The organism is Sabulicella glaciei (genome assembly GCF_026183895.1).
In the GTDB taxonomy this organism is placed as follows: domain Bacteria; phylum Pseudomonadota; class Alphaproteobacteria; order Acetobacterales; family Acetobacteraceae; genus Roseococcus; species Roseococcus glaciei.
Map to the genome: position 1 here is coordinate 113,162 of NZ_JAPFQI010000008.1, position 15,924 is coordinate 129,085.

A 15,924-nucleotide genomic window follows, 5' to 3' on the forward strand; every position below is an offset into this window, starting at 1 on the left:
GCTTCCTCCCAATCCTTGCTTTGGGAGGAAGGCTAGACCCTATTCGCCCTCGCGCGCCACCGGGCGCAGGCGCTGCGGCGACTGGGAAGGGCGCTGGCCCTGGATGGGGATGGAGCGGACGCGCACCTCGGGCATCGGGCGCTTCAGGTCGATGTGCAGCAGGCCGTTGTCCAGCAGGGCGCCCTCCACCTCGATCCCCTCGGCCAGGACGAAGGCGCGCTGGAACTGCCGCGCCGCGATGCCGCGATGCAGGAAGACGCGTCCCTCCGAATCATCGCGCTGGCGGCCGCGGATGACGAGCTGGTTGTCCTCCTGCGTGATCGCCAGCTCCTCCATGGAGAAGCCGGCGACGGCCAGGGTGATGCGCAGCCGCGCCTCGCCCGTCTGCTCGATGTTGTAGGGCGGGTAGCCCTCGGCATTCTTGCCCACGCGGTCGAGCATCTGCTCCAGGTGGTCGAAGCCCAGGAACAGGGGCGAGCCGAAAAGCGACGAGCGGGACATGGAGCCTCCAGCACATGGGCGGGCTTGCGGGATGGCCCCTGCCTGGAGGCAGCCTCCCCGCGAGGGGAAACTTGGCGCGCGCCCCCTGCCGTTGCAAGGGAGACGGCGCGGCGCTACCTCCCGCCGCGCATGTCCGACGCCCTTCTGCCCATCCTCATCGTTCCTGACGCGCTGCTGCGCCGGAAGGCGCGCCCCGTCGCGGCGGCGGACGCGGACACGGTGCGCGACCTCGCGCCCCGCATGCTCGCCTCCATGTACGCCGCACCGGGCATCGGCCTCGCCGCGCCGCAGGTGGGCGAGCTGCTGCGCCTCGTCGTCGTGGATCTCGGCAAGGACGAGACGGAGCGCGCGCCGATGGTCCTGGTGAATCCCGAGATCGTGGCCCGGAGCGCAGAGACTGCGATCCGCGAGGAAGGCTGCCTGTCCCTGCCCGGCCAGTATGCCGATGTGGAGCGCCCGGCTCGTGTGAAGATCCGCTGGCGGGAGCTGGACGGCACGAAGCGGGAGACCGAGGCGGACGGGCTGCTCGCCACCTGCCTGCAGCATGAGCTGGACCACCTGGATGGCGTGCTGTTTGTGGATCACATCTCGCCGCTGAAGCGCAACATGCTGCTGCGCAAGCTGGCCAAGGAGCAGAAGCTGAAGGCGCGCGACTGATGCGCCTCGCCTTCATGGGCAGCCCGGACTTCTCCGTGCCGGCGCTGCAGGCGCTGGTGGCGGCGGGGCACGAGGTGGCGGCGGTGTATTGCCAGCCGCCCCGCCCAGCAGGGCGCGGCCAGCGCGAAACCCCCTGCCCCGTCCACCGCGGGGCGCTGGAGATGGGGCTGCCGGTCCGCACCCCGGCGAGGGTGCGGCGCGACGCGGCGGAGCACGAGGCGTTCCGCGCGTTGCGCCTGGATGCGGCGGTGGTCGCGGCCTATGGGCTGATCCTTCCCCTGCCGATGCTGGAGGCGCCGCGCCACGGTTGCCTCAACATCCACGCCTCGCTGCTGCCGCGCTGGCGCGGCGCCGCGCCCATCCAGTCGGCCATCCTGCACGGCGACAGGGAAAGCGGCGTCACCATCATGCGGATGGACGAAGGGCTGGACACTGGCCCTATGCTTCTGCGTGAAGCCATCGCACTGCCGCCTCGCGCCACCACCCCTTGGCTGCACGACGCGCTGAGCGAAATGGGCGCCCGCCTCATCCTGCGCGCCTTGGATCAGCTTCCCGAAGCGGTGCCGCAGCCCGAGGAGGGCGTGACCTACGCCGCCAAGCTTTCGAAGGCCGACGGGATGCTGGATTGGCGGGAGCCGGCCGAAGCGCTGGACCGGCGGGTGCGGGCGATGAATCCCTGGCCGGGCGCCTTCTTCACCCATCGCGGCGAGACGTTTCGCGTGCTGGAGGCGGAACCCGCCCGGGGCGTGGGCAAGTCCGGCACGATCCTGCCCGGCCCCGGTCTGACGGTCGCCTGCGACACGGGCGCGCTGCGCCTGCTGCGGCTGCAGCGCGCAGGCCGCGCCGCCATGGATGCGGACGCGCTGCGACGCGGCTTCGATTTCGGCGCATGCCTCGATACGCCCTGCTGATCGCCTATCGCGGCGAGGGATTCCACGGCTGGCAGCGTCAACCCGGCCTCGTGACGGTGCAGGAGGTGTTGGAGGACGCGGCGGCCAAGCTGAATGGCGGCATCGTTCCCACGGTCGTTGCGGCCGGGCGCACCGATAGCGGCGTCCATGCCGAGGGGCAGGTGGCGGAGGTGGAAGTCTCGTCGGAACTGCCGCCGACGCGGCTGCGCGCGGCGCTCGACTTCCACACGCGGCCGCATCCCTTGTCCGTCCGCGCCGCGGCCCCGGCGCCGGAGGGCTGGTCGCCACGCTTCTCGGCGCGGATGCGCCACTACCGCTACCGCATCCTCAACCGCCCGGCCCGGCCGGCGCTGGAGGAAGGGCAGGTCTGGCACGTGCCGCAGCCGCTCGATGCCGGGGCGATGCACCGGGCGGCGCAGCGCCTGCTGGGCCGGCACGATTTCTCCGCCTTCCGCGCCGCCTCATGCCAGGCCAAGGACGCGTTGCGGACGCTGGACCGGCTGGATGTGACGCGCGAGGGGGAGGAAGTGGTGATCCACGTCTCCGCCCGCTCCTTCCTGCATCACCAGGTCCGCAACCTGGCGGGCACGCTGCATCCGGTCGGGCGCGGGCAGCGCGGGGAGGAATGGCCGCGCGCCGTGCTGGACGGGCGCGACCGCCGCGCGGCGGGACAAACCGCGCCGCCCGAAGGCCTGTGCTTAATGAGCGTGGAATATGACGAGAAGCTGGACTGGCAGGCGGGGCCCGCCTGATCAGCCCCCGCCGGCGATGCGTGCGGAAAGCCCGCCGATGAACAGCCCGATCGCCACGTCGAGCAGCACGAACATCACCGCCGTCGCGCCCACCACACCCAGCGCCTCGCGCGTCACGAACCATTCGAGCCACAGCGCGTAGCCCAGCGCGACGAGGCCCATCGCATTGCTCAGCCACGTCGGCGCGCCCAGCAGCACGGGCACCGCCAGCACGGCGAGCAGCAGGTATTGGACGAGGTTGGACCAGTTCCAGGCAGCCAGGAAATGCGGCCAACGCCCGAGGCGCTGCGCCTGCTCCGCCAGCACGCGCGAAGCCAGGGCGAAACCGGCCCAGGACAGGACGAAGCCGACGAGTTCCGCCAGCAACCCCAGGACGAGGCCGCCGCGCGGCGCACCCTGTTGAGACCAGGCGAGCAGGCGCAAGCCAAGGAAGGCCGGAAGGCAGATCAGCGCCGCGCGGAAGGAATGCAGCGCCCCCGCCTCGGTGGGCGGAAGGAGCAGCAGTCCCTCTGCCCGCCCACGCGCAAAAAGCATCGCCGCGGCAATCCCGTCCGCGATGCGCGGCGTGCTCATCCCCGGAGGCACTCGTGAAGGACTCGGACATAGAGGCGCGACAGGGCGCGCAGTTCCTCCACCGGCACGTTCTCGTCCACCTGATGCAGGGTGCGGCCCAGCCCGCCCAGCTCCGCGACTGGGCAGCAGCGTGCGATGAAGCGCGCGTCGGAAGTGCCGCCCCCCGTGTCCAGCTTCGCCTCCACCCCCGCCTCCTCGCGCACCGCGCGGCGCAGCGCCTCGACAAAGGGGCCCGGCGCGGTGAGGAAGCTTTCGCCCGATACCTCGATCCGCAGGTCGTGGCGCGGGGCGTGGCGACCCAGGGCGTCGCGGATACGCGCGGCCAGCGCCTTCGAATCGTGCCGGTCGTTGAAGCGGATGTTGAGGAAGCAGGACGCCTCCTCCGGGATCACGTTGGTGGCCGCGTTGTCCACCCGCATCCCCGTCACCTGGAGCGTCGAGGGCTCGAAATGCTCGGAGCCGTGGTCCAACGGTTCCGCCGTCAGTTCGTCGAGCACGCGGATCAGGCGGTGGATCGGGTTGTCGGCCTTGTGCGGGTAGGCGCTGTGACCCTGCTTCCCCTGCACGGTGATCCAGGCGTTCATGCTGCCACGCCGGCCGATCTTGATCGTGTCGCCCAGTGCTTCGCGGCTCGTCGGCTCGCCCACCACGCACATGTCGGGGACGTGGCCGTTCGCCTCCATCCATTCGAGCACGCGCTTCGTGCCGTTCACCGACGGGCCTTCCTCGTCCCCCGTGATGAGGAGGCTGATCGAGCCCGGATGGTCCGGGTTCTCCGCGAGGAAGTCCGAAAGCCCCGCGACGAAGGCGGCGATGCCGCCCTTCATGTCGCAGGCGCCGCGCCCGTACAGCACCCCGTCGCGCACCGTCGCGGCAAAGGGGTTGTCCGTCCAGCGCGAAGGATCGCCGGGCGGCACCACGTCGGTGTGGCCGCAATACAGGAAATGCGGCGAGGCGGCGCCGCGCCGCGCGAAGAGGTTGTCCACCTCGTCGAAGCGCAGCCGCTTGCAGGCGAAGCCCAGCCGCTCCAGCGCCCGCTGCACCGTGTCCAGCGCCCCGTCATCGGCCGGCGTGACCGAGCGGCAGCGGATCAGCGCCTGCGCGAGCGGCAGCGGGTCCGCCGCCTCAGTCACGGAGCAGGTCGTTGATGCTGGTCTTGGCGCGGGTCTGCGCGTCCACCCGCTTCACGATCACGGCACAGTACAGCGACGGGCCGGGCGAGCCGTCCGGCAGCGCCTTGCCGGGCAGCGAGCCGGGCACCACCACGGAATAGGCGGGAACGCGGCCGGTGAAGACCTCGCCGGTCGAGCGGTCGACGACCTTGGTGGTCGCGGAGATGAACACGCCCATGGACAGGACGGAGCCGCGCTCGACGATCACGCCCTCCACCACCTCGGAGCGGGCGCCGATGAAGCAGTCATCCTCGATGACGACGGGATTGGCCTGCAGCGGCTCCAGCACGCCGCCGATGCCGACGCCGCCCGAGAGGTGCACGTTCTTGCCGATCTGCGCGCAGGAACCGACCGTGGCCCAGGTGTCCACCATCGTGCCGCTGTCCACGTAGGCGCCGAGGTTCACGAAGGACGGCATCAGGATCACGTTGGGCGCGACATAGGCCGAGCGGCGCGCGACGGCACCGGGCACGGCGCGGAACCCGGCCTGCTTGAAGCGCCCCGCATCCCAGCCCTGCCACTTCAGCGGCACCTTGTCGTAGCCGCCTTCCATGGGCACCGAATCCTCGATGCGGAAGGAGAGCAGCACGGCCTGCTTCAGCCACTGGTTGACCTTCCAACCTCCCTGTCCGTCCGGCTCCGCCACGCGGGCCTCGCCGCGGTCCAGCCGGTCGAGCGCGGCCTCGATCGCCGCGCGATCTGCGCCTTTCGTGGCGGCGGAAAGGGTGTCGCGCCGCTCCCAGAGGGATTCGATGGCCGCTTGCAGGTCCTGGCTCATGCTGTCGTGCCCCGATGATGAAACCGGCGACGCTTCGCAGCGGTGGGCCAGGGTGTCAATCAGCCCTGCTCCAGCTCGGAATCCCAGTAGAGGTAGTCGCGCCAGCTTTCGTGCAGATGGTTGGGTGGGAAGGCGCGCCCGTTATCCTGCAATTCCCAGCTCGTCGGTTGGCGGGGGGTCTGGAGTGGCAGCATGTGGCACTCGCGCGGCATGCGGTTCCCCTTGCGGAGGTTGCACGGCCCGCATGCGGCCACGACGTTGTCCCAGGAAGTGCGCCCGCCCTTGGAGCGCGGGACGACGTGGTCGAAGGTGAGGTCCTGCGCCGGGAAGCCGTCGCCGCAATACTGGCACTCGAAGCGGTCGCGCAGGAACACGTTGAAGCGGGTGAAGGCCGGGCGCCGCGCCGCCGGGATATATTCGCGCAGCGCGATCACCGAGGGCAAGCGCATCGCGAAGGACGGGGAGCGCACCTCCGTCTCGTATTCGCTCAGCACCGAGACGCGGTCGAGCACGACGGCCTTCACCGCGTCCTGCCATGCCCAGACCGAAAGGGGGAAATAGGAGAGCGGCCGGAAATCGGCATTGAGAACGAGGGCCGGGAAGCCGCCCGGCCCGTGGATTTGTGGGATCAGACTGCCATCGGGCAAACCGGGAGCCTCCGCGCCTGGACGGGGCGGAAGCCGGAGCCCTGCTGGCTCCGGATTCGCCGGCCGCCACAAGATGTGGTGACTGCATGACACCAATACCACAACGCCGCAACCCGGTTCATGGGTTGTTTCATGCGGCCGTCACTTGTACGCAGGCCAGGCCATGGAGGACGTCACCCGCTTCGCCCCCTCGCCGACCGGCCTCCTGCATCTCGGCCACGCGCATTCCGCGATCTTCGCGCGGCGCTGGGGCACGCGCTGCCTCCTGCGGATCGAGGACATCGACGCGACCCGCTGCCGTCCCGAATGGATCGCCGCGCTGGAGGAGGATCTCGCCTGGCTGGGGCTGCGCTTCGACGGGCCGGTCTGGCGGCAATCCTCCCGCATGGCGGAATACGCCCGAGCCCTGGCAGCGCTGGAGCGGCGCGGCCTGCTTTATCCCTGCTTCTGCACCCGGGCCGACATCGCGGCCGCCGGCAGCGCGCAGCACGGGCCTTCGGGCCTCGTCTATCCCGGCACCTGCCGGGGGCTCTCGCACGCGGAGGCCGGGTCGCGCATCGCCGCCGGACAGGCCTATGCGCTGCGCCTCGACGTAGCGCGTGCCATGGAGGAGACCGGCCCCCTTTCCTTCCATGAGCGCGGACGGGGACGGCTGCATTGCGACCCGCTGGCGCATGGCGACGTGGTGCTGGCGCGCAAGGACGTGCCCGCCTCCTATCATCTCTGCGTTTCGTTGGACGACGCGGCGCAGGGCGTCACGCTGGTGACGCGCGGCGAGGATCTGCTGGAAGCGACTTCCATCCACCGCCTGCTCCAGGCGCTGATGGGATGGCCGGAGCCGGATTATGCCCACCACGCGCTGATCCTCGGCCCGGACGGGCGGCGCCTCGCCAAGCGGGACGGCGCGCCGAGCCTGCGCTCGCTGCGCGAGGGGGGGCACGACCCGGCCGTCGTGCGGGCCATGGCCGGCTTCCCCGATTGAACCTATCCTCCCCCGCGTGACCCAGCGCTCCACCGGCCTCGTCTTTCTGCTGATCTGTGCGCTGGGCTGGGGCTCCAACTGGCCGGTCGTGAAGGTGCTGCTGGCCGAGATGCCGCCCATGGCGACGCGCGGCTGGGCCGGGCTGGCGGCGGCCTCGTGCTTCGCGCTGGGGGCGCGGGCCTTCGGCATCAGCCTTAACGTGCCTCGCGCGCAGCGGCCGAGGCTGGTGCTCTACTCCATCCTCAACGTCGCTTCCTGGATGGGCTTCGTCACCTTCGCCCTGCTGTGGCTGAAGGCGAGCGAGGGGGTCATCCTCGGCTCCACCGCGCCGGTGATCGCGGTGCTGCTCGCATGGCTCATCCTGGGCGAGCGGCCGGGCTGGCCGCGCCTGCTGGGGCTGGCGCTGGCGGTGGGCTCCATCGCTGTGCTCTTCGCCGGACGGGGCGCGGAATTCAGCCTCGAGAAGCTGCCCGGGCTGGGCCTGATGCTCTGCGCCACGACACTCTTCGCCCTGGCGACGGTGCTGGCGAAGCGGCGGCCGCTGAGCCTCCACCCCGTCGCGGTGACGACGTGGCAACTCGCCATCGGGATGACGCCGCTGCTGCTCTACTCGATCCTGTTCGAGGAGGTGGCGTGGTCCGCGCTGGACATGCGGGCCTGGGTGTTCCTGGGCTGGATGGCGGCCGTGCCGCTCGGCCTCGCCTATCTCGGCTGGTTCGGCGCGCTGCAGCGCCTGCCCGCCACCACCTGCACCATGGGCACGCTGCTGGTCCCGGTGGTCGGCGTGCTGGGCGGCGCGCTGGTGCTGGACGAACCGCTGGGCTGGCGGGAGGCGGTGGCGCTGCTCGGCACGATCGGCGGGGTGGCGCTGGCACTGCGCGCGGGCGAGAAGCGTGCATGACCCCCCTTCCCCTGCTTCGCCTCATGCCCGGCCGCGACCGTCGGGTGAAGTTCGGCCATCCCTGGATCTTCAGCAACGAGATCCGCATGACGCCGGAGGCGCGGGCCTTGCCCCCCGGCACACCCGTCGGCATCGAGGGCGATGACGGGGTCGGGCATGGCGTCTGGCAATTCAACCCGCACAGCCTGATCGCCGCCCGCATCCTCGACCGCCGCCGCGACACGGCGCCCGACACGGCTTGGTTCCGCGACCGCCTCGCCGCCGCGCTGGCGCTGCGGGAGCGGCTGGGCGTGCCGCGCTTCTGCCGCCTCGCCCATGCCGAGGCGGATGGGCTGCCGGGGCTCGTGGTGGACCGGTTCGACGACGTGCTGGCCGTGCAGGCCAACACCGCCGGGATGGATGCCGCCCTGCCGCTGATCGTGGAGGCGCTGCGCGACCTGCTGGCGCCGCGCGCGGTCCTGCTGCGCAACGACAGCGCGGTGCGGCGCCTGGAGGGGCTCGCGGAGGAAACCCGCCTCGCCATGGGCGAGGAGGCGGTGGCACGGGTGGAGGAAGGCGGGCTGCGCTTCGAGGTGGACCTGCTTTCGGGCCAGAAGACCGGCTGGTTCTTCGACCAGCGCGAGAACCGGGCGCGGGTCGCATCGCTGGCGCGGGGCGCCTGGGTGCTGGATGCCTTTTGCCACACGGGAGGCTTCGGGCTGCTCGCCGCGAAGGCTGGCGCCGCCTCGGTCACGCTGCTGGACCGCTCGCAGCCCGCGCTGGACCTCGCCCTGACCAGCGCCGAGGCCAATGGGCTGGAGGGCGTTTCCGCCCTGCGCGGCGACGCGATGGACGTGATGGAGCGGCTGATCGGCGAGGGCCGGCGCTTCGGCGTGGTGGTGGCGGACCCGCCCGCCTTCGCCAAGAGCCGCAAGGACATCCCGGCCGCGTTGCGCGCCTATGGCCGCCTGGCCCGCCTTTCCGCCTCCTTGGTCGAGCCGGGCGGGTTCCTGTTCATCGCCTCCTGCTCCCACCATGCCGAACCGGGGGCCTTCTTCGAGGCGGTGGGGACCGGCGTGTTCCGCGCCCGCCGCACCGGGCGGATCCTTTGGACCGGCGGCGCCGGTCCGGACCATCCGGTGCATCCCATGCTGCCGGAGAGCGCTTACCTGAAGGCCCAGCTTTTCCAGCTCGATTAGGGGAACCCATGCCCTCGGCCATGGATCGCGGCTACCGCATCAGCCGCTACGCCGCCGGACCCGTCGCCACGCGGATCGGCGAGCCCTCGCCCAGCGCCGATGCCTGGATGGCGGAGCACCGCGCCGCCTCGCTCGTCCTCATCACGGCCTGGAACCCGATGAGCCGCCCGATGCCGCGGCGCTGGAACGAGGAAGCCCATCGCCGGCTCCTGCGCGTCCTGAAGGGCCGGCCGGTGGCGGAGGGGTGGTCGGGCAACGGCCCGTGGCAGGAATGGACGGTCGCGACTCCGGGCGGGGTGCGGCTGGGCCGCCGCCTGTGCCGGATCTTCCGCCAGCGCGCCTTCGTCCTGCTGCGCCGGAACCGGAGGACCCTGCTGGTCTATTCGTGATCCGCGCGGTCGAAATGGGCGGCGACGATCCGGTAGGCCCAGATCACCGCCAGAACCACCACCAGCAGCCCGACCTGCTCCGCGGTCACCTCGAAATGCGCCCGCGTGGCGAGGAAGAGCCCTCCCGCGGCCAGGAGGATCGCCGCGGCGAGTCGGAGGATCAGGCCGGTTTCCATGCCTTTCCCTTAGCTAGAGGTAGCGTTGGATGTCGAGTGTGCTTTCCTTGCCGATGCGGCTGCCTCGCTCGCGCAGGAACTCGTCCGCCGCCTCGCGCCCATAGTCGCGCAGTGTCTGGAGGAAGTCCCAGTCGCCGTTGAACTTGGTGGACAACTTGAAGGCGCGCATCCGTGCCTCGTCCTCGATGGCGTGCAGGAAGATGCGGCGGTAGCGCGGCTGCTCCAGCCGCCCGGCCTCCAGCATGCGCTGCACGAAGTCGATGGCGCGCATTTCCGACATCAGCGAGGCGTTGAAGCTGATCTCGTTCAACCGGTTCAGGATGTCGGAGGTCGAGGTCGGCAGCTCGGGCCGCAGCAGCGGGTTGAGCTGCACCAGCACGATGTCCGAGGCCAGGCGGTCGTGGTAGAGCGGCCAGAGGGCCGGATTGCCCAGGTAGCCGCCATCCCAGTAGGCCTCGCCGTCGATCTCCACGGCGCGGAAGATGTTGGGCAGGCAGGCGGAGGCAAGCAGCGCGTCCACCGTGATCTCCGGCCGCGTGAACACCTTGGGCTTGCCGGTGCGGACGTTGGTGGCCGAGATGAACAGCCGGATGGCGGTCTTGTCTGCCCGCAGCCGCGCGAGGTCCAGGCTTTCTTCCAGCGCCTTCCGGAGCGGGTTGAACTCCATGGTGAAGGGGTTGAACTGGTAGGGCGACAGGAGGCGCGTCACCGTGTCGAAGGCGTTCCAGGCGACGCTGTAGGTGAGGTCCCAGCCCCACAGCGCCTTTTCCACCGGCGTCGAGCGCAGGGGCGACACGGCGAACTTGCTGCCGAGGGACCGCCAGAACCGCTCCAGGGCCGCCTTGGCGCCCATCCGCCCGCCTTCCAGCATGCCGAGGGCGAAGATGGCGCCATTGATGGCCCCGGCCGAGGTGCCGGACAGGCCGTCGAACTCCAGGTCCTCCTCCTCGAGGAGGCGGTCCAGCGCGCCCCAGGTGAAGGCCCCGTGCGTGCCGCCCCCTTGCAGCGCCAGGTTGATGCGGCGGCGCACCGGGCGAGCGGCTGCGGGGGCGGACAGGCCTTGGGGAACGCTGTCCATCAGGCCGCCAGCCAGCCCCCGTCGATGGACAGGGCGGCGCCGTTCACCCCGCCGGAATCCGGCCCGACGAGCCAGAGCGCCATGCGCGCCACCTCGTCCACCTCGATCCAGCGCTTGGAAGGCTGCTTGGCGAGGAGATGGTCCTTCAGCGCCGCCTCCTCCGAAATGCCGTGCTTCTCGGCCAGCGGCTTCACCTGCGCCTCGGCCAGCGGGGTGCGGACGAAGCCCGGGCAAATCGCGTTGCAGGTGATGTTCTCCTCCGCGACCTCCAGCGCCACGGACTTGGTCAGCCCCACCACGCCGTGCTTCGCGGCGACATAGGCCGTCTTGAAGGGCGAGGCGACGAGGCCGTGCGCCGAGGCGACGTTGATGATCCGCCCATGGCCGCGCTGCTTCATCCCCGGCAGCGCCGCGGCGATGGCATGGAAGTTGGACGACAGGTTGATGGCGATGATGGCGTCCCACTTCTCGGGCGGGAACTCCTCGACCGGCGAGACGAACTGGATCCCCGCATTGTTCACGAGGATGTCCAGTCGCCCGAACTGGGCCTCCGCGTTGGCCACCATGGCGCCGACCTCGGCGGGCTTGCTCATGTCGGCGGGGCTGTGGGGGGCGTCGCCCACGGCGGCGCGGGCGGCGGCGATCTCCTCCGGCTTGCCGAAGCCGTTGAGCATGACGCGGGCCCCGGCCCGGTGCAGAAAGGTCGCGATCGCAAGCCCGATGCCGCTGGTGGAGCCGGTGACGAGGGCCGCCTGACCTTCGAGGGTGCGTTCCATGAGGCGCGCGGTCCTGATGCTGTTCCGGCAAGCGAATAGGCGCTTTGCTGCGACGCCGCAACTTGACGGCGGGTCCGCATGATCCCTATACCGCCCCTCCGAACGGGGCGCGGCGACGCGGGCCCGTGCTTTTCTTTGTTAGCCTTCTTGTTTCTGGGAGTTCCGCCGTGAAGCGCACCTATCAGCCCTCCAAGCTCGTCCGCAAGCGCCGGCACGGCTTCCGCGCCCGCATGGCGACGGTGGGCGGCCGCAAGGTGCTGGCCAACCGCCGCTCCAAGGGCCGCTCCAAGCTCAGCGCCTGAGGCGCACCCGCGGGCTTCGGCCATGCCGTCCCGGCTGAAGCGCCGCGCCGAGTTCCTGCGTGCTGCCCGCGAGGGTCGCAAGGCCGCCGGGCGCAACCTGGTCCTCCAGGCCCTGCCCCGCCCCGATGCCCCCGCCGAGACGCGGCTGGGCTTCACCGCGACCAAGAAGATCGGCAACGCCGTCACCCGCAACCGCGCCAAGCGCCGGATGCGGGCGGCGGCGCGCCTGGTCCTGGAAGCGTCTCCCGCGCCGGGGCACGACATCGTGCTGATCGCGCGCGACGGCACCGCCACCTGCCCCTTCCCCTCCTTGCTGGAGGAGGTTTCGGCCGCGCTGCGCCGCGCCGGAGCCCGGCCGTGAGCCCTGGCGCCCTGGCGCTGAAGGGCGCCGTCCTCGCCTATCAATGGACCGTGCGGCCGGTGATCGGCTGCAATTGCCGGTTCCTCCCCTCCTGCTCGGACTACGCGCTGGAAGCGATCGCCAAGCATGGCGCGCTGCACGGATCCGTCCTATCCACCCGGCGCATCCTGCGCTGCAACCCTTGGCATCCCGGCGGGCTGGACCCCGTCCCGCCGGCGAGAGACTGACCGGACCCTCCGAATGGACCAGAAGCGCCTCCTGGCGGCGATCGCCCTATCCGTCGGCATCCTGCTGATCTTCGACGTGTGGAACCGGACCATGAATCCGGCCCCGGTGGCCCCGCCGCCGGTGGCGCACGAGCAGACCAGCGGCTCGCCCGTGCCGGCGCCGGTCGTCCCGGCTGCGCCGGGGGCCGAGGTTTCCGCCGCGCCGGCTGCCCCGGCCACCGCGCCGGCGCAGACCGTCGCCGTGGCCAATGGTCGCGTCGAGGGCCGGATCTCGGCGCGCGGCCTCCAGCTCGACCAGCTGGTGCTGCGCGACTACCGCGAGCACACGCGGCCGAACTCGCCGCTGGTGCGCCTGCTGGCGCCGCGCGGTCTGCCCGAAGGATATTTTGCCCAGTGGGGCTGGACGGCGGCGGATGGCCGCACGCCCGTTCCGGGGAACGACACGGACTGGACGGTCACGGGCGGGCCGCTCTCGGCCGCCTCGCCGGTCACCTTCACATGGGATAACGGGGTGGGACAGGTCTTCGAGGCGGTGGTGAGCCTCGACGACAACTACATGTTCGGGGTGCGCCAACGCGTCATCAACCGTGGCGACCAGGCGGTGACGCTGCTGCCCTGGGCGCGCATCCGCCGCGAGCGCACGCCGCAGACCGCCGGATTTTTCATCCTGCACGAGGGCTTCATCGCCGTGCAGGATGGCCGCCTCAATGAGGTCACCTACAACGACGGCAAGAGCAACGCGGCCACTGCCCGTGGCACCGCCTATGAGGGCGAGGCCAGTGCCGGCTGGGCGGGGCTTTCCGACAAGTATTGGCTGACCGCCTTGACCCGCGCCGAGGACGGGCAGCGCCTGCGCTCCGCCTTCCGCCACGTGCCCGAGGGCAACGTGGACCGCTGGCAGGTGGACGTGGCCCCGCCGACCGCCGCGACGGTTCCCGCGGGTGGCGAGGCAGCCTTCGCGACGCGCCTCTTCGCCGGCGCGAAGGAGGTGCACCTCCTCGACCGCTACCGCGACCGGCTGGGCGTCCAGGATTTCGACAAGGCCATCGACTTCGGCTGGTTCTACTTCATCACCAAGCCTTTCTTCTACGCGTTGGACTGGCTCGGCCGCACCTTCGGAAACTTCGGCGTCGCCATCCTGGTCTTCACCTTCTCGCTGAAGCTCTTCTTCTTCCCGCTGGCCAACAAGGCCTACAAGAGCATGAGCAAGATGCGCCTGCTCGCCCCGAAGATGACGGAGATCCGCGAGCGCTACAAAGAGGACCCGGCCAAGATGCAGGCCGAGATGATGGCGCTCTACAAGACGGAGAAGATCAACCCGGCCTCAGGCTGCCTGCCGATCCTGATCCAGATCCCGGTCTTCTTCGCACTTTACAAGGTGCTCTTCGTCGCGATCGAGATGCGGCATGCGCCGTTCTTCGGGTGGATCCAAGACCTTTCGGCGCCCGACCCAACCAACCTGTTCAATCTGTTCGGCCTCCTGCCCTATGACCCGCCGGCCTTCTTCCACCTGCCGGCCTGGGCGCTGATCATGGGCGTGACGATGTGGCTGCAGCAGAAGCTGAACCCGCAGCCGCCCGACCCCATCCAGGCGAAGATCTTCCAGTGGATGCCGGTGATCTTCACCTTCATGCTGGCCTCCTTCCCCGCCGGGCTCATCATCTACTGGGCGTGGAACAACCTGCTTTCCATCGCGCAGCAGGGCTACATCATGCGCCTCGACCAGAAGCGGCAGCAGGCTTCGCTGACCCCGGCGCAGGGCGGGGCGGCGCCGAAATGACGCTCCCCGCCGGGGGGCTCCTCGAGGCGCGCGACGAGGGGGAGCGCGCGGCGCTGATCGAGGCCGGGCGGCTCCTCTTCGCCCGGCCGTGGGACTTCTTCACCGCGACCCAGACGCTAGAACACCTGCCCCCGCCGGAAGGGATCGAGGTGGCGCTGGCTGGGCGCTCCAATGTCGGCAAGTCCTCGCTCACCAACGCGCTGTCGGGGCAGAAGGCCCTGGCGCGTGTCTCGGTGACGCCGGGCCGCACCAAGCAGCTCAACTTCTTCCGCGCCGAGGGCCAGCCACTCGTTCTCGTGGACATGCCGGGATACGGCTACGCCAAGGCCTCCAAGCTGGTGAAGGAAGACTGGCAGGGCCTGATGTTCGACTACCTGCGCGGCCGCCCGAATCTGCGCCGCGTGCTGCTGCTGATGGATGCGCGGATCGAGACGAAATCCTCCGACCGCGCGGTGATGACGCTGCTCGACAAGGCGGCCGTTCCCTTCCAGCTCGTCATCACCAAGAGCGACGGCGTGAAGCCCAACGACCTCGCGAAGCGGCTGGCCGATGTGCAGGCCCTGGCGCGCAAGCACCCGGCCGGGCACCCGCTCGTCCTCGTCACTTCTGCGGAGACGGGGGCCGGGATGGAGGAGCTGCGGGCGGAGCTGGCGGCCCTCGCGGGCCAGGGTTGACGCGGGGCGAGGCTGCCCGGAAACAAGCGGCGACCACACGGGGAACCGCCTGATGAACGACGCCGAGGCCACCATGGAATCCATGATCGGCGCCCTTCCCTACCTGAAGCGCTACGACGACCAGATCGTCGTGGTGAAGTATGGCGGCCACGCCATGGGCGAGGAGGAAACGGCGCTCCGCTTCGGCCGCGACATCGCGCTGCTGGAGCAGGTGGGCGTGAACCCGGTCGTCGTGCATGGCGGTGGGCCGCAGATCAACGCCATGCTCGGGCGGCTCGGCGTGAAGTCCACCTTCGTGCAGGGGTTGCGCGTCACCGACCAGCAGATGGTCGAGGTGGTCGAGATGGTCCTGGCCGGAACCGTCAACAAGCAGGTCGCGGAAAGCATCACCCGCGCCGGCGCGCTGGCCGTCGGCATCTCCGGCAAGGATGGCGGGCTGATCCGCGCCCGCAGGGCGACCCGCACGGTGCGTGACCCGGGCTCCAACACGGAGCAGGAGCTGGATCTTGGCCTGGTGGGCGAACCCGAGCACGTGGACACGCGCGTCCTCAAGCTGCTGATCGGTGCCGACATCATTCCGGTCATCGCGCCGGTCGGCGTGGGCGCGGACGGGCAGACCTACAACATCAACGCCGACACCGTGTCCGGCGCCGTCGCGGGTGCGCTGGAGGCGGAGCGCATGCTGATGCTGACCGACGTGCCGGGCGTCATGGATGCGAGCAAGCAATTCATCCCCGAGATGACGGTGGCCGAGGCGCGCCAGGGCATCGCCGATGGCTGGATCGCAGGCGGCATGATCCCCAAGGTGGAGACCTGCATCTATGCGGTGGAGCGTGGCGTGAAAGGCGCGGTGATCCTGGACGGACGCGTACCGCACGCGGTGCTGCGCGAGTTGTTCACCGTCGGCGGCGCGGGCACGCTGATCAAACCCTAACCGACGGTCAAGCAATTACGGATTTTCGCGGAAGGCGAGCGCACTTCCATGCGGAATCAACTTCAGGTAGTGAAGCGGTGCAAGCAACCCCAAGGCCCGTCTTGCGTCCCGATCCGAAACCTCCGTCCCGCCGCCCTGCCCTGCTGGCCCTGATCGCGACCGGTCTCCTGCTCGC

At 70.4% G+C, this 15,924-nt stretch carries 21 protein-coding genes; 13 read left to right on the forward strand and 8 right to left on the reverse strand.

All coding sequences use genetic code 11. The features are described 5' to 3' along the window. Positions 1-39: 39 nt before the first annotated feature. A complete protein-coding gene (locus OF850_RS12095) occupies positions 40-501 on the reverse strand; it encodes an Hsp20 family protein (protein ID WP_301590394.1) in 462 nt (153 codons plus the stop codon). A gap of 129 nt (positions 502-630) precedes the next feature. Between OF850_RS12095 and def the strand changes: the two genes are divergently transcribed. Genes def through truA form a run of 3 tightly spaced genes read left to right on the forward strand, consistent with a single transcriptional unit; the run spans position 631 to position 2,821 of the window. Next, positions 631-1,158: a peptide deformylase gene (def, locus tag OF850_RS12100; protein ID WP_301590395.1), complete on the forward strand. Its 528-nt coding sequence runs from the start codon at positions 631-633 to the stop codon at positions 1,156-1,158. Next, the gene (gene fmt / locus OF850_RS12105; protein ID WP_301590396.1) at positions 1,158-2,069 is read left to right on the forward strand and encodes a methionyl-tRNA formyltransferase; all 912 of its coding nucleotides are present in this window, start codon (positions 1,158-1,160) and stop codon (positions 2,067-2,069) included. Before def ends, fmt begins: the two co-directional genes overlap by 1 nt. Next, complete coding sequence (truA, locus tag OF850_RS12110) at positions 2,048-2,821, forward strand: tRNA pseudouridine(38-40) synthase TruA (protein ID WP_301590397.1); 774 nt, start codon at positions 2,048-2,050, stop codon at positions 2,819-2,821. The genes fmt and truA overlap by 22 nt, the downstream gene beginning before the upstream one ends. Here truA and OF850_RS12115 read toward each other — a convergent pair whose 3' ends face one another. Genes OF850_RS12115 through OF850_RS12130 form a run of 4 tightly spaced genes read right to left on the reverse strand, consistent with a single transcriptional unit; the run spans position 2,822 to position 5,991 of the window. Further along, positions 2,822-3,394 carry a hypothetical protein gene (locus OF850_RS12115; protein ID WP_301590398.1) on the reverse strand — a complete coding sequence of 191 codons (573 nt, stop codon included), beginning with the start codon at positions 3,392-3,394 and terminating at the stop codon, positions 2,822-2,824. Further along, the gene (gene dapE, locus OF850_RS12120; RefSeq protein WP_301590399.1) at positions 3,391-4,527 is read right to left on the reverse strand and encodes a succinyl-diaminopimelate desuccinylase; all 1,137 of its coding nucleotides are present in this window, start codon (positions 4,525-4,527) and stop codon (positions 3,391-3,393) included. Before dapE ends, OF850_RS12115 begins: the two co-directional genes overlap by 4 nt. Continuing rightward, the gene (dapD, locus tag OF850_RS12125) at positions 4,520-5,344 is read right to left on the reverse strand and encodes a 2,3,4,5-tetrahydropyridine-2,6-dicarboxylate N-succinyltransferase (protein ID WP_301590400.1); all 825 of its coding nucleotides are present in this window, start codon (positions 5,342-5,344) and stop codon (positions 4,520-4,522) included. The genes dapE and dapD overlap by 8 nt, the downstream gene beginning before the upstream one ends. 59 nt (positions 5,345-5,403) lie before the next feature. Beyond that, positions 5,404-5,991 carry an HNH endonuclease gene (locus OF850_RS12130; protein ID WP_301590401.1) on the reverse strand — a complete coding sequence of 196 codons (588 nt, stop codon included), beginning with the start codon at positions 5,989-5,991 and terminating at the stop codon, positions 5,404-5,406. Positions 5,992-6,154: 163 nt separating this feature from the next. Between OF850_RS12130 and gluQRS the strand changes: the two genes are divergently transcribed. Genes gluQRS through OF850_RS12150 form a run of 4 tightly spaced genes read left to right on the forward strand, consistent with a single transcriptional unit; the run spans position 6,155 to position 9,441 of the window. After that, positions 6,155-6,973 carry a tRNA glutamyl-Q(34) synthetase GluQRS gene (gluQRS, locus tag OF850_RS12135; protein WP_301590402.1) on the forward strand — a complete coding sequence of 273 codons (819 nt, stop codon included), beginning with the start codon at positions 6,155-6,157 and terminating at the stop codon, positions 6,971-6,973. A gap of 16 nt (positions 6,974-6,989) precedes the next feature. After that, the gene (locus OF850_RS23680) at positions 6,990-7,874 is read left to right on the forward strand and encodes a DMT family transporter (RefSeq protein ID WP_301590403.1); all 885 of its coding nucleotides are present in this window, start codon (positions 6,990-6,992) and stop codon (positions 7,872-7,874) included. Then, positions 7,871-9,052: a class I SAM-dependent rRNA methyltransferase gene (locus OF850_RS12145; protein ID WP_301590404.1), complete on the forward strand. Its 1,182-nt coding sequence runs from the start codon at positions 7,871-7,873 to the stop codon at positions 9,050-9,052. The genes OF850_RS23680 and OF850_RS12145 overlap by 4 nt, the downstream gene beginning before the upstream one ends. A 20-nt stretch (positions 9,053-9,072) precedes the next feature. Further along, positions 9,073-9,441, forward strand: a complete 369-nt coding sequence (locus OF850_RS12150; protein ID WP_301590405.1) for a DUF3293 domain-containing protein — start codon at positions 9,073-9,075, stop codon at positions 9,439-9,441. Here OF850_RS12150 and OF850_RS12155 read toward each other — a convergent pair. Genes OF850_RS12155 through OF850_RS12165 form a run of 3 tightly spaced genes read right to left on the reverse strand, consistent with a single transcriptional unit; the run spans position 9,432 to position 11,471 of the window. Beyond that, complete coding sequence (locus OF850_RS12155; protein WP_301590406.1) at positions 9,432-9,617, reverse strand: hypothetical protein; 186 nt, start codon at positions 9,615-9,617, stop codon at positions 9,432-9,434. The two genes, OF850_RS12150 and OF850_RS12155, sit on opposite strands and share 10 nt — an antisense overlap. A gap of 13 nt (positions 9,618-9,630) precedes the next feature. Next, a complete protein-coding gene (locus OF850_RS12160; RefSeq protein WP_301590407.1) occupies positions 9,631-10,695 on the reverse strand; it encodes a patatin-like phospholipase family protein in 1,065 nt (354 codons plus the stop codon). Next, on the reverse strand, positions 10,695-11,471 hold the full coding sequence (locus tag OF850_RS12165) for a 3-hydroxybutyrate dehydrogenase (protein ID WP_301590409.1): 777 nt from the start codon (positions 11,469-11,471) through the stop codon (positions 10,695-10,697). Before OF850_RS12165 ends, OF850_RS12160 begins: the two co-directional genes overlap by 1 nt. Positions 11,472-11,638: 167 nt before the next feature. On the opposite strand from OF850_RS12165, the gene rpmH reads away from it, so the two are divergent. From rpmH to argB, 6 genes are read left to right on the forward strand one after another with little or no spacing between them, the layout of a single operon-like run. Next, entirely contained in the window at positions 11,639-11,773 is a 135-nt protein-coding gene (rpmH, locus tag OF850_RS12170; RefSeq protein ID WP_202833391.1) for a 50S ribosomal protein L34, read from the forward strand. Positions 11,774-11,795: 22 nt separating this feature from the next. Then, positions 11,796-12,134, forward strand: coding sequence for a ribonuclease P protein component (gene rnpA / locus OF850_RS12175; RefSeq protein ID WP_301590410.1), 339 nt, complete (start codon positions 11,796-11,798; stop codon positions 12,132-12,134). Further along, positions 12,131-12,361: a membrane protein insertion efficiency factor YidD gene (gene yidD / locus OF850_RS12180; protein ID WP_301590411.1), complete on the forward strand. Its 231-nt coding sequence runs from the start codon at positions 12,131-12,133 to the stop codon at positions 12,359-12,361. Before rnpA ends, yidD begins: the two co-directional genes overlap by 4 nt. 13 nt (positions 12,362-12,374) lie before the next feature. Beyond that, positions 12,375-14,141, forward strand: a complete 1,767-nt coding sequence (gene yidC / locus OF850_RS12185; RefSeq protein ID WP_301590412.1) for a membrane protein insertase YidC — start codon at positions 12,375-12,377, stop codon at positions 14,139-14,141. After that, positions 14,138-14,815 carry a ribosome biogenesis GTP-binding protein YihA/YsxC gene (yihA, locus tag OF850_RS12190; protein ID WP_301590413.1) on the forward strand — a complete coding sequence of 226 codons (678 nt, stop codon included), beginning with the start codon at positions 14,138-14,140 and terminating at the stop codon, positions 14,813-14,815. The genes yidC and yihA overlap by 4 nt, the downstream gene beginning before the upstream one ends. A 52-nt stretch (positions 14,816-14,867) precedes the next feature. Further along, positions 14,868-15,749, forward strand: a complete 882-nt coding sequence (argB, locus tag OF850_RS12195) for an acetylglutamate kinase (RefSeq protein WP_301590415.1) — start codon at positions 14,868-14,870, stop codon at positions 15,747-15,749. The last annotated feature ends 175 nt before the right edge of the window (positions 15,750-15,924 follow it).